Below are 12107 nucleotides of genomic sequence, written 5' to 3'. Positions count from 1 at the left end.
CAACGCATGGCACTGGCAATTTTCGATCTGGACGAAACCCTCATCCATGGCGACTGTGCGTCGCTGTGGAGCGCGCAGATGGCCCGGCTGGGCTGGGTCGACGGCAAGGCGTTTCTCAAGCGCGACCATGAGCTGATGGCGGCCTACGGCAAGGGCCACCTGGCCATGGAGGACTACATGGCCTTCAGCCTGGAGCCCATTGCCGGGCGCACGCTGGAAGAAGTCGAGCACCTGGTCGAGCCCTGGGTGGAAGATGTGATCGAGCCGATCATCTATGGCGACGCCTGCCGCTGCATCGCCGAGCACCGCAAGCGTGGCGACCGGATCCTGATCATCTCGGCGAGCGGCACGCACCTGGTGGGGCCGATCGCGGCACGCCTGGGCGTGGATGAGTACCTGGCGATCGAGCTGGAGGCGGTGAACGGGGTGTTTACCGGCAAGACCCACGGCGTGTTGACCTACCGTGAAGGCAAGATCACCCGGTTGCTGGAGTGGCTGGACCAGGAGCAGGAGAACCTGGAGGGGGCGAGTTTCTATTCCGATTCAAGGAACGACTTGCCGTTGTTGCTGAAGGTGGATCATCCGCATGTGGTGAATCCGGATTCGGTATTGCGCGAACATGCCGAGATCAATGGCTGGCCGATCCTGAGCTGGTCGTGACACCGCTGTTCGCCGGCAAAGCCGGCTCCTACACCGAACCTGTAGGAGCCGGCTTGCCGGCGAACAGGCTCAACTCAGGCTCGGATCAATCACCATCACCAACTTGCCCGATACCTGGTTGCTCTCAAGCTCGGCATAGGCCGCCTGGGCGAACTCAATCGGATAGGTATCGACCAGCTGCGGCGACAACCGCCCCTCGCTGAACAGCGGCCACACCTGTTGCTGCAGCTCACGCAACAAGTCGGCCTTGAACCCATCGTCCCGGTTGCGCAGGGTCGACCCGGTGATCTCCAGGCGCTTGCCCAGCACCTGCGCCAGGTCCAGCTCGAACTTGCGACCGCTCATCAAACCAATGATCACCCAACGCCCATCGCGGGCCAGCACCTTGAGGTTCAACTGCCCGTAACCGGCGCCCACCGGGTCGAGGATCACATCGAACGGCCCAAGCTGCTCCAGTTCATCGAGGTTGGCGTTGCGCACCACGCCACCCGCCGCGCCCAGGCCCTGACAGTAGGCCAGGCGCTCGGGCGAACCCACGCTGACCCACACCGGGCTACCGAAAGCCTTGCACAGCTGGATCGCCGCCGAGCCCACGCCACTGGCGCCGGCATGCACCAGCACCTTCTCGCCAGCCTTCAGACCACCGAGCTGGAAGATGTTCAACCAGGCCGTGGCATACACCTCGGGCAGCGCCGCCGCCTCGTGCAGGCTCAGGCCCTCGGGCACTGGCAGCACATGACGGGCATCGACCACCACTTCCTCGGCCATGGCCCCGCTGGCCAGCAGCGCACACACCCGGTCGCCCACGCGCCAGTCTGCGCCGGCACCGACTTCCTCGACCACGCCGGCACATTCCAGGCCCATGTAAGGGCTGGCGCCTGGCGGCGGCGGATACAGCCCCTTCATCTGCAACAGGTCGGCGCGGTTCAGCCCTGCAGCAGCCACGCGAATACGTACCTGCCCCGCGTCACAGGCCGGACGATCGGCCTCGACCCAGGCCACATGTCCGTCAACGCCTTGCAATGCCTTCACAGTGCCTCCATAGTTGAATCATATGACTGAGCCTGGGCGAGCACGTCCCAGGCTTTTTGCAGTATGCGTCCGGTTTCATGGAACCGGCGAACGGAAAAGACGGCCTACTATGCGTGATCAATTGCCTCCACGTCGAATCAGCATGAAGCATTTCCTCCCCAGCACCACCCTCGCCCTGGTGATTGGGCTCGGCAGCCTCGCGCTCGGTGGCAATGCGGCCGCCGCCAACAAGTGGGACAGCCTGCAGCCGGACCGCGACGAGGTCGTCGCCAGCCTCAACATCGTCGAGCTGCTCAAGCGTCACCACTACAGCAAGCCGCCACTGGACGACGCCCGTTCGGTCATCATCTATGACAGCTACATCAAGCTGCTCGACCCTTCGCGCAGCTACTTCACCGCGGCTGACATCGCCGAATTCGACAAGTGGAAAACCCAGTTCGACGATTTCCTCAAGAGCGGCAACCTCGAACCCGGCTTCACCATCTACAAGCGCTACCTGGACCGCGTGAAGCAGCGCCTGGACTTCGCCCTGGCTGAGCTCAACAAAGGCGTCGACAAGATCGATTTCACGGTGAAGGAAGACCTGCTGGTCGACCGCAAGGACGCCCCGTGGATGAAGAACCAGGCCGAGCTCGACGACCTGTGGCGCAAACGCGTCAAGGACGAGGTGCTGCGCCAGAAGATCTCCGGCAAGGAGCTCAAGCAGGTCCAGGAAACCCTCACCAAGCGCTACAAGAACCAGCTGTCGCGCCTGGACCAGACCCGTGCCGAAGACATCTTCCAGGCCTACATCAACACCTTCGCCCAATCCTACGACCCGCACACCAACTACCTGTCGCCGGACAACGCCGAGAACTTCGACATCAACATGAGCCTGTCGCTCGAAGGCATCGGCGCGGTGCTGCAGAGCGACAACGACCAGGTCAAGATCGTGCGCCTGGTGCCGGCCGGCCCGGCGGCGAAAACCAAGCAGGTCGCCCCCGCCGACAAGATCATCGGCGTTGCCCAGGGCAACAAGGAAATGGTCGATGTGGTCGGCTGGCGCCTGGACGAAGTGGTCAAGCTGATCCGCGGCCCGAAAGGCTCGGTGGTGCGCCTGGAAGTCATCCCGGCCAGCAACGCGCCGAACGACCAGACCAGCAAGATCGTCGCGATCACCCGCGAAGCCGTGAAGCTCGAGGAGCAGGCGGCGAAGAAGTCGGTGCTCAAGCTCAAGCAGGACGGGCGCGACTACAAGCTGGGGATCATCGAGATCCCGGCCTTCTACCTGGACTTCAAGGCCTACCGCGCGGGTGACCCGGACTACAAGAGCACCACCCGCGACGTGAAGAAGCTGCTGACCGAACTGCAGAAGGAAAAGGTCGACGGCGTGGTCATCGACCTGCGCAACAATGGTGGCGGCTCGCTGCAGGAAGCCACCGAACTGACCAGCCTGTTCATCGAGAAAGGCCCGACCGTGCTGGTGCGCAACGCCGACGGCCGTGTCGACGTGCTCGAGGACGAGAACCCCGGCGCCTTCTACAAGGGCCCGCTGGCGCTGCTGGTCAACCGCCTCTCGGCGTCCGCCTCGGAGATCTTCGCCGGTGCCATGCAGGACTACCACCGCGCGCTGATCATCGGTGGCCAGACCTTCGGCAAGGGTACCGTGCAAACCATCCAGCCGCTCAACCACGGCGAGCTCAAGCTCACCCTGGCCAAGTTCTACCGGGTTTCCGGGCAGAGCACCCAGCACCAGGGCGTGCTGCCGGACATCGCCTATCCGTCGATCATCGACACGAAGGAAATCGGCGAAAGCGCGCTGCCTGAAGCCATGCCCTGGGACACCATCCGCCCGGTGGTCAAGCCGGCCTCCGACCCGTTCAAGCCGTTCCTGGCCCAGCTCAAGGCGCAGCATGACGCCCGCAGCGACAAGGACGCCGAGTTCGTCTACATCCGCGACCGCCTGGCGTTGACGCAGAAGCTGATGAACGAGAAGACCGTCAGCCTCAACGAGCAGGAACGTCGCGCCCGCCACGACGAGATCGAGGCCAAGCAACTGGCCCTTGAGAACATCCGTCGCAAGGCCAAGGGCGAGGAGCCGCTCAAGGAGCTGAAGAAGGAAGACGAAGATGCGCTGCCGGCCGAGCCGGAAGACACCAAGCCCGAGGACGACGCCTACCTGTCCGAGACAGGCCGCATCCTGCTCGATTACCTGAGCCTGAGCACTTCGGTGGCCAAGCACTGAAGTGATGGCAGAATAATGTGACCTGTCATCAAACAGTCATCGCGCTGTCGTGAAATAGAAGGGCCGGACGTGCAAGCGTCCGGCCCTTTTTCATTCAGGAAGCAGTCCATGACCGTCACCGAACAGCTCAGCGCATTGAGCGCCATCCTGGCTCAACGCAGCGTCCACAGCCTGTTCCAGCCCATCGTCTGCCTGTCCGAACGCCGCATCCTCGGTTACGAGGCCCTCAGCCGCGGCCCGTCCAACAGCCCGTTGCATTCGCCGTTGAACCTGTTCGCCATCGCCCGTCAGGCCGGGCGCCTGAGCGAGCTGGAAGTGCTGTGCCGGGAAAGCGCCTGCCGCCGCTTCAGCGAGCAGGGCCTGGAGGGCAAGCTGTTTCTCAACATCTCGCCGGAATCGCTGCTCGAACCCCACCACCCGTCCGGGCGCACCCTGGAGATGCTCGAACAGGTCGGCCTGCCACCCAGCCGCGTGGTCATCGAGCTGACCGAACAGACGCCCACCGAAGACTTCCAGCTGCTGTACAACGCCCTGCACCACTACCGCGACATGGGCTTCTCGATTGCCCTGGACGACCTCGGGGCGGGCTATTCGAGCCTGCGCCTGTGGTCGGAACTGCGCCCCGACTACGTGAAGATCGACCGCCATTTCATCGACGGTATTCACCTGGACCCGCTCAAGCGTGAGTTCGTCGGCTCCATCCTGCAGATCGCCCGCGCTTCCCGTGCCCAGGTGATCGCCGAAGGTATCGAACTGAAAGAAGAACTGGCGGTACTCGGCGAGATGGGCGTCGACCTGGTGCAGGGCTACCTGCTTGGCCGTCCCCAGGAGTTTCCACCCCGCGACACCCTCACCCTGCTGCCCCAGGCGCCAGGTACTGGCGTGGCCCTGGGCGAAGACAGCCGCGACCTCAGCGCCCTGCTCATCGAGCAACCTGCGGTGACCCTCGACACAGCTACGCAGCACGTACTCGAAGCCTTTCGCCGCCAGGCCAACCTGAACTCCCTGGCGGTGCTGGACGAGCGCGGCAAACCCTGCGGCATCGTGCATCGCCATTCGCTGGCCGATGCCCTGCTAAAACCCTTCGGTACCGACCTGTTCGCGCGCAAGCCGATCAGCCGGTTGATGAGCCAGGACTACCTGGCTGTCGAGCGCGGCCAATCGCTGCAACAGGTCAGCCGCTTGCTCACCAGCCGTGCCCGCCAGCGTATCGAGGAAGATTTCATCATCACCCAGAGCGGTCGTTACCTGGGGCTGGGGCGAGTGATCGACGTGCTCAAGCTGATCACCGAGCAGAAGCTCCAGCAGGCCCGGCATGCCAACCCGCTGACCCTGCTGCCGGGCAATGTGCCGATCCAGCAGTGCCTGGCCCGCCTGCTGGAACAGCGACGCGAGGCGGCGGTGTGCTACGTCGATATCGACAGCTTCAAGCCGTTCAACGACATCTACGGCTACGCCCGGGGCGATGAAGTGCTGCTGTGCCTGGCCCAGTGCCTGAACGATTGCGTGGACCCGAGCCGCGACTTCGTCGGGCATATCGGCGGGGATGATTTCATGCTGGTGCTGGGGTCCAGGGACTGGCGCGCGCGCCTGCAACTGCTGCTGGAAGCCTTTGCCCGGCAATGCCGGCGCTTCTACCGCAGCGAGCACCTGGAGGCAGGGGGCTTCACCTCGCACAACCGCCAGGGCCAGCGCGAGACCTTTGCGTTGCTGTCGCTCTCGATCGGGGTGGTGTGGCTGGCGGCCGATAGTCGCCTAGAGCTGGATGCGGGGCAGTTGGCCGAGCTGGCCTCCCAGGCCAAGCGTCAGGCCAAGGATACCCGCGGGCCGAGCCTGAGCCTGATTGATACCACACTGTAGGAGCGGCTTCAGCCGCGATCACCCGCGAAACGGGTGCCAGGTAACGCGTTGCCTGCATCGCGGCTGAAGCCGCTCCTACAGTGGTGTGTTGGTATGAACATCAGGCCCGTTCGGCCTCCGGATAGCGGTACTCGAACACTCGAACTACTTCCGAGGCATGCCAGGACGCCGCCTCCATGCCATCCACCGGCCCCGAGAACCGCCCCAGCCGCTCGACGCACTCGAAGAACCCGGTGCGCGGCAGGCGACTGGCGCCCTGGCTGATCACCAGCGAGCTGCGCAAGGGCTGCTCGGCGCGGGCATCGAGCACGGCGAGATACTCCAGGGCGGCGGTCAGGGTCTGCATGGCCGGGCTGGGTAGCTGCAGACGCTCGAGCAGCGCCCGGTAAGTGAGCAGGTGGCGTTGACGGCGGGCCAGGTCGAGCTCGGTCAACAGGTTCTCCCATTGCTGACGGCTGATCCTGACCTGGCTCATGACGGTTCGCTCCAGCCCGCCACGCCCAGGTGCCAGGCCAGGCTGCGCAGGATCGCCGCATCCGGGCGACGCTCGCCGGCCTCGATCATGGCGAGGTAAGCCGGGCTGATACCAACCGTGCGCGCCAGCTGTTCGGGCGCAAGCCCCTTGGCCTGGCGCAACGACACCAGCTGGTCCAATGAAGACAAGCTGGCGCTCTGAGGTGTGCTTGCGCTGTTGTCGGTGGAGCTTGATGTACTGGCAGGTGCCTGGCCTGCGGCCGCGAGCAGCGCCTGGTATTGCTCCCAGGGCACGACGGCGTACTCGGGCTGACCGTCCCGGCTGATGACCTGAATACCCATAACAACCCCCTTGACGTTGGATCACGGCATGTAATCCGTAGGCATAACGCTTATGCCAATTATATTACCAACCTCGGGGATCCGGTGAACTCAGTTGCCAGGTCGTTCCAGGCGCAGGGCTTCAGGGTTGTCCGGCAGGCGCTCGACCACCCGCAGTTTCTCCGGGGCCTGGCTGTCGCGCCAGGCCTTGAAGCGGCCCAGTTCGTCGGCGACGGTCTTGAGCACCCAGCCCAGCACGGCGATGTCGTCGAGCAGACCGACACCGAGCAACCAGTCCGGGATCGCATCCAGCGGGCTGACGAAGTACAGCAGCCCGGCAACAATGGTGACCAGCGCCTTGGGGCTCACCGCACGGTACTCGCCACGCCACCAGGCCAGGCACAGCGCCTGCATCAACCGTACATCCTCACGCAGTTGCCCCAGCTTGGGGCCCTTGCGGGCCACGGCGAACAGCAGCGCCGGCAAGCGCCCACGGCTGAGCAGGCGCTCGGCCAAGGGCAGGAAGCGGGCAAAATTCCAGGGTGCGCTCATGAAACCTCCAGAGGAGCCAGGAAGGTTATCCACAAAAATTGTGGATAACCTTGTGAACAGGGTCGCCTTCACGGCACAAGGTGCCCGTCAGGCAAGGGCCGGGCACGAATCGGGCGTTTTTTACACAGTCGTTTCAAAGACGCAAACGTTTTGCGACAACCACACCCGTGTTCGCGCGCCAGCATAGTTTGCGACAGTGGCGCAGGCCATCCGTTCGCGTCAAGCGCCCCTGAAAACGACGACGCCCCGTCGAAACGGGGCGCCAGGGGGAAGCAAGCCAGGGTTTACTTGGCGGGCGCTTCTTCGACTTCAGCCTTGCTCAGGTCCTTGATGCCCAGCAATTCCAGGTCGAACACCAGTACCGAGTTGGCCGGGATCAGCGGGCTCGGGCTCTGGGCGCCGTAGGCCAGTTCGGCCGGGATGTACAGCTTGTACTTCTCGCCGACGTGCATCAGTTGCAGGCCTTCGACCCAGCCTGGGATCACGCCGCTGACCGGCAGGTCGATCGGGCTGCCGCGCTCGACGGAGCTGTCGAACACCTTGCCGTCGATCAGCTTGCCTTCGTAGTGGACAGTGACCACGTCGGTCGGCTTGGGCTGCGGGCCGTCGGCCTTCTTGACCACTTCGTACTGCAGGCCGGAAGCAGTGGTGACCACGCCGGGTTTCTTGGCGTTTTCCTCGAGGAATTTCTTGCCGCTGGCGGCCGCTTCCTCGCTGGCCTTGGCCAGGCGCTCTTCGGCGCGCTTCTGCAGGGCGCTGAAAGCCTCGACCAGCTCTTCGTCCTTCAGGCGCTGTTCTTTCTTGCCGACAGCGTCTTCGATACCTTGGGCGACGGCTTTGGAGTCCAGGTCGTCCATGCCTTCCTGAGCCAGGCTCTTGCCCATGTTCAGGCCGATACCGTAGGAGGCTTTCTGTGCCGGAGTCTTCAGCTCGACGCTGCTGGTCTGGGCGTCGCAACCGGCCAGGACCAGGCCTACCAGGGCAACCGCAGCCGCCAAACGATGCTGTTTCATGCTAATTCCTTGTTCATGCGCCATAGGGGCAATCAGGGTAAAGCCGCGAGCTTATCAGGCGGCCACGACCAATGGCTACCGGCATGAGAGCGACAAAAGTCCTGGAAGTTCCACTACTGAAACGGCTGGCGTCAGTGCAAATGATTATATGTTGCGAATTGTATCGACCGACATATATCAGACCGCTATCATGGCCGGCGATTCAGCGGCTGGCCGAGGGACGGCCAGCCTGTCAGGAACGGGCTTCAGGGACGTGCGATGAGATGGGATGGCGAGGTAACTTTCGGTGACTACTGGCTGGGCTATACCGGCACGGCCGACCAGACCAGCGCCCATGCCCACGTTGCCATCCAGCTCTGCATTGGCCTGCGCGGCGACATCACCGTGGAACTTGCCGGCCGCACGCTGACCGGTGCCGGGGTGATCATCGGCCCCTTCGTCGACCACCGCTCCCTGCCCAGCCCCGACCGCATCGCGTTCCTCTATCTCTACCCCGACGCTCCACTGGGCCGTGCGCTGAATGCCCTGGTCGACGCCAGCGGCACAGCTGTGGCCAGCGCCGAGATCGTCGACTGTATCCGCCAGGCCGACAGCTTCCAGGAGGTGGTCGAAACCCTGGAGCGCCTGCTGGTGACTGAAGACGCCTTCGACCCGCGGCTCTCCAATGCCCTGCACCTGTTGCGCGACGATTGTGCGGGGATCGGCGCGGTCTCCCGCGCGGCCAGCGCCGTCGGCCTTTCCAGCCCACGCCTGCGCTTCTTCGCCACCCGCCACATGGGCGTGCCGCTCTCGCAATGGATCATCTGGCGCAAGCTCGAACGTGCCTGCCACGCCCTCGCCCACGATGCCAGCCTCACTGACGCGGCCATGGCCGGCGGTTTCGCCGACCAGGCCCACCTCACCCGCATGATGCGGCGCATGGTCGGGATGTCGCCCAGCCGCGTCGCCCAGGTACTGCGCAATACGAGCGATTCGTTCAAGAATCAGCAGTAGTGAAACGCCATCATCGCCTCCGACCTCCGCTGACCGGGATCTCCACTTCCTAGCGCAGGCATTGCCGGCCCAGGCCGGCTTTTTTCATCGTTCCGATCACGTGGTCGCCGGCGCAGCCGTGCGGGCGGCTGCCCATGAAAACTGCCAATTCACCCACTTTCTGCGAGCAAGGAGTGCAAGCACATGTCCGGTCCTTCACGGATGACTGTTTTCCTTACCGGCGGTGCCGGCGTACTGGGCGATACCCTGATTGACCAACTGGCCGAGCGCTACGACCTGATCTGCCTGACCCGGCGCAGCGCCATTCGCCACCCCGGCGTCGAGACCCTGCGCGGCGACATCTGCCAACCACGCCTGGGCCTGAGCGCAGCCGACTACCTGGCCCTGCTGCCACGCATCGACTGGGTGATCCACAGCGCCGCCATCACCCGCCTGGATGGCCACGCCGAAGCCGTGTTCTCGGTCAACTACCAGGGCACCGAGCAGGTGCTGCAGCTGGTGCGCGACGCCCAGGTGCCGCTCTACCACATCAGCACCGCGTTCACCCACCCATGCGACTACCACCCCGGCGTGATGCCCTCGACGCCCTACGAGATCGTCAAGCGCCAGGCCGAGACCCTGGTGCGCGAGGCCGGTGTGCCGGTGTCGATCTTCCGCCCGTCGATCATCATCGGCGACAGCCAGACCGGCCACATGCCCATCCTGCAAGGGTTCCACCTGACCATGGGGCTGATGATGTCGGGCTACCTGCCGATCATCCCGTGCCCGGAGGGCGGGCGGGTCGACGTGATTGCCCGCGACGTCGCCGCCGCAGCCATCGTCAGCGCCCTGGACCAGCGCCTGATCGGCGACGACTACTTCCTCAGCAATGGCCCGCAGGCGCTGGACATCCGCACGCTGCTGGACCTGATGTGCGCCGAGATGGCCCAGCAAGGCAAGCCGTTCCAGCGCCCGCGCTGCATGAACCCGGATATCTACGAGCGCCTGGTGCGCCCGGTGTTCCTGCCTGCGCTTGAAGAAAACATCCGCGCGGCCCTCGGCCGGGCCACCCAGCTGTGCCGCTACGCCAGCCTGCTGCAGCCACTGCCCAGTTCGCTGGCCGAGCTGCTGCCGGCCAGGCGCCTGGCGCAACGCTCACCGCGCGAAGAGCTGGCGCTCACCCTCGCCCGCCTGTCACCCAAGCTCTCGGCCATGCAACGCATGCTGAAAGTGCCCGCCCCCGCGCAACGCCGCGCCGATGTCGCCCTGGAGGCCTGAACACGATGAACAGCTTCAGCACAATGCCCGATGCCTTCGACACCGCGCTGATCCAGCAGCAGTACCGTGATCACGTCAACGCCGGCTACGCCCGCCTGGCGTCGATGATGAACCTGCCGATCGAGACCGCGAGCGCCGGGGTGTACCTGTTCGACAGCGAGGGCAATCGCTACCTGGACGCCGGTGGCTATGGCGTGTTCCTGCTGGGCCACGGGCACCCCGACGTATTGGAGCGGGTCAGCCGCCAGTTGCACGGCCATCCGCTGGCCAGCAAGCTGCTGCTCAACCCGTACCAGGCCCAGGCCGCCGCGGCGCTGGCCGCAGTCTGCCCCGGCAACCTGCAGTACGTGTATTTCTGCAGCTCCGGCACCGAGGCCACCGAGGCGGCGCTCAAGCTGGCCTGGCTCAACGACTGCAAGCACGTGATCTCGACCGTCGGCGGCTACCACGGCAAGACCTTGGGCGCGCTGGCAGTAACCGGCCGGGAGCTCTATCGCTCGCCGTTCGCCAACCGCCTTGGCGAAAGCCAGTTCGTGCCGTTCGGTGACATCGAGGCACTGCGTCACACCCTCGAAGGGCTGCCTGAACGGGCCTGCGTGATCCTCGAGCCGGTGCAGGCCGAAGCGGGCGTGATCCTGCCGCCACCCGGTTATCTGCGCCAGGTGCGCGACCTGTGCGACCAGTACAACGCGGTGCTGATCGCCGACGAGATCCAGTCGGGGCTGGGCCGCACCGGGCGCTGGTGGGCCTGCGACCATGAAGGCGTGGTGCCCGACATCCTGTTGGTAGGCAAGAGCCTGTCCGGCGGCTGCGTGCCGGTCAGCGCCATGGTCTGCACCCCCGACATCCAGGCACCGCTCAACCGCAACCCGTTGATGCACACCACTACCTTTGGTGCCAACCCGCTGGCCATGGCTGCGGTGCTGGCCACGCTGCAGGTCATGCAGCGCGACAGCCTGGTGGCGCGGGCCGAGGCCTTGGGTCAGCAGGTGCAAAGCGGCCTGCAAGCCGTGCTGCGCGAACAGCCCCGCGCCGACCAGGTGCGCTTGCGCTGCGCCGGCCTGCTGCTGGGGCTGGAGTTCGCCGACGCGGGGCTGGCCGCCAACATGGTCATGCACCTGATCGACCAGCGCATCGTGGTCAACCACTCGCTCAACGATCACCGGGTGATCCGCCTCACGCCACCCGCACTGTACAGCGACAGCGACGTAGCCTGGCTGCTCGACGGCCTCGCCAAAGCCCTTGCCCGCACTTTCGCCCAATAAGGAGCGCGACATGAAAGAAGTCAGCCTCAACGCCTACGTTCCCAGCCAGAGCGCCGAGCAGGTGTATGCCGCCATCAGCAACTTCAGCCTGTACCCGCAACTGTGCGAGTCGGTGCGCAACATCGAGATCGAATCGATCGACGACAACCAGGTGCTGAGCAACTGGGAGGTGAACTTCCACAGCGGCATTCTCAAGTGGCAGGAGCGCGATGTCTTCGACCCCGCCAACCTGCATATCCACTTCCGCCAGACTGCCGGCGACATCGACCACTTCTCGGGGTACTGGCAGGTCAGCGAAGCACCCGAGGGCGCCAGCATCGCCTTCCACTCCTGCTTCGACCTGGGCATGCCGATGCTCGCCGACATGCTCGACCCGGTGGCCCGCCAGGCGATCCGCGACAACATCAGCGCCATCATCAATGGCCTGTTCCCGAACAGTCAGATCAAGGATTGATG

12 protein-coding genes are annotated in these 12107 nt (G+C 64.7%); 7 read left to right on the top strand and 5 right to left on the bottom strand.

Annotated features, from left to right (window positions below):
- Positions 1 to 6: 6 nt before the first annotated feature.
- Positions 7 to 660, top strand: a complete 654-nt coding sequence (locus tag NGM28_RS13475; protein ID WP_252090483.1) for an HAD family hydrolase — start codon at positions 7 to 9, stop codon at positions 658 to 660.
- Positions 661 to 729: 69 nt separating this feature from the next.
- Here NGM28_RS13475 and NGM28_RS13470 read toward each other — a convergent pair whose 3' ends face one another.
- A complete protein-coding gene (locus tag NGM28_RS13470) occupies positions 730 to 1692 on the bottom strand; it encodes an NAD(P)H-quinone oxidoreductase (RefSeq protein WP_252090482.1) in 963 nt (320 codons plus the stop codon).
- Positions 1693 to 1834: 142 nt separating this feature from the next.
- On the opposite strand from NGM28_RS13470, the gene NGM28_RS13465 reads away from it, so the two are divergent.
- Together NGM28_RS13465 and NGM28_RS13460 are read left to right on the top strand one after the other, a co-directional pair.
- Positions 1835 to 3916 (top strand): carboxy terminal-processing peptidase, encoded by a 2082-nt coding sequence (locus tag NGM28_RS13465; protein WP_252090481.1) that lies wholly within the window; start codon positions 1835 to 1837, stop codon positions 3914 to 3916.
- Between the two features lie 108 nt (positions 3917 to 4024).
- A complete protein-coding gene (locus NGM28_RS13460) occupies positions 4025 to 5776 on the top strand; it encodes a bifunctional diguanylate cyclase/phosphodiesterase (RefSeq protein WP_252090480.1) in 1752 nt (583 codons plus the stop codon).
- A gap of 100 nt (positions 5777 to 5876) precedes the next feature.
- Here the strand turns inward: NGM28_RS13460 and NGM28_RS13455 are convergent, their stop codons facing one another.
- The 4 genes from NGM28_RS13455 to bamJ all read right to left on the bottom strand — a co-directional run bounded on the left by NGM28_RS13455 (position 5877) and on the right by bamJ (position 8136).
- Complete coding sequence (locus NGM28_RS13455; protein WP_011532716.1) at positions 5877 to 6251, bottom strand: hypothetical protein; 375 nt, start codon at positions 6249 to 6251, stop codon at positions 5877 to 5879.
- Positions 6248 to 6592, bottom strand: a complete 345-nt coding sequence (locus NGM28_RS13450) for a helix-turn-helix domain-containing protein (RefSeq protein ID WP_252090479.1) — start codon at positions 6590 to 6592, stop codon at positions 6248 to 6250. The genes NGM28_RS13455 and NGM28_RS13450 overlap by 4 nt, the downstream gene beginning before the upstream one ends.
- 90 nt (positions 6593 to 6682) lie before the next feature.
- Entirely contained in the window at positions 6683 to 7123 is a 441-nt protein-coding gene (locus NGM28_RS13445) for a YkvA family protein (RefSeq protein WP_252090478.1), read from the bottom strand.
- 284 nt (positions 7124 to 7407) lie between these two features.
- Positions 7408 to 8136, bottom strand: a complete 729-nt coding sequence (gene bamJ / locus NGM28_RS13440; protein ID WP_011532713.1) for a BamJ family beta-barrel-assembly machinery protein — start codon at positions 8134 to 8136, stop codon at positions 7408 to 7410.
- Between the two features lie 258 nt (positions 8137 to 8394).
- On the opposite strand from bamJ, the gene NGM28_RS13435 reads away from it, so the two are divergent.
- From NGM28_RS13435 to NGM28_RS13420, 4 genes are all read left to right on the top strand, one after another.
- Positions 8395 to 9129, top strand: a complete 735-nt coding sequence (locus tag NGM28_RS13435; RefSeq protein WP_240067091.1) for an AraC family transcriptional regulator — start codon at positions 8395 to 8397, stop codon at positions 9127 to 9129.
- A 183-nt stretch (positions 9130 to 9312) separates the two neighbouring features.
- Positions 9313 to 10386, top strand: a complete 1074-nt coding sequence (locus NGM28_RS13430) for an SDR family oxidoreductase (protein WP_240067092.1) — start codon at positions 9313 to 9315, stop codon at positions 10384 to 10386.
- Positions 10387 to 10391: 5 nt separating this feature from the next.
- Complete coding sequence (locus tag NGM28_RS13425) at positions 10392 to 11651, top strand: aspartate aminotransferase family protein (RefSeq protein WP_252090477.1); 1260 nt, start codon at positions 10392 to 10394, stop codon at positions 11649 to 11651.
- Positions 11652 to 11661: 10 nt separating this feature from the next.
- Complete coding sequence (locus NGM28_RS13420) at positions 11662 to 12105, top strand: type II toxin-antitoxin system RatA family toxin (protein WP_213659997.1); 444 nt, start codon at positions 11662 to 11664, stop codon at positions 12103 to 12105.
- The last annotated feature ends 2 nt before the right edge of the window (positions 12106 to 12107 follow it).

The organism is Pseudomonas sp. MWU13-3659 (genome assembly GCF_023757525.1).
Taxonomy (GTDB): Bacteria; Pseudomonadota; Gammaproteobacteria; order Pseudomonadales; family Pseudomonadaceae; genus Aquipseudomonas; species Aquipseudomonas entomophila_E.
This window is presented reverse-complemented; position numbering and strand designations above follow the sequence as displayed.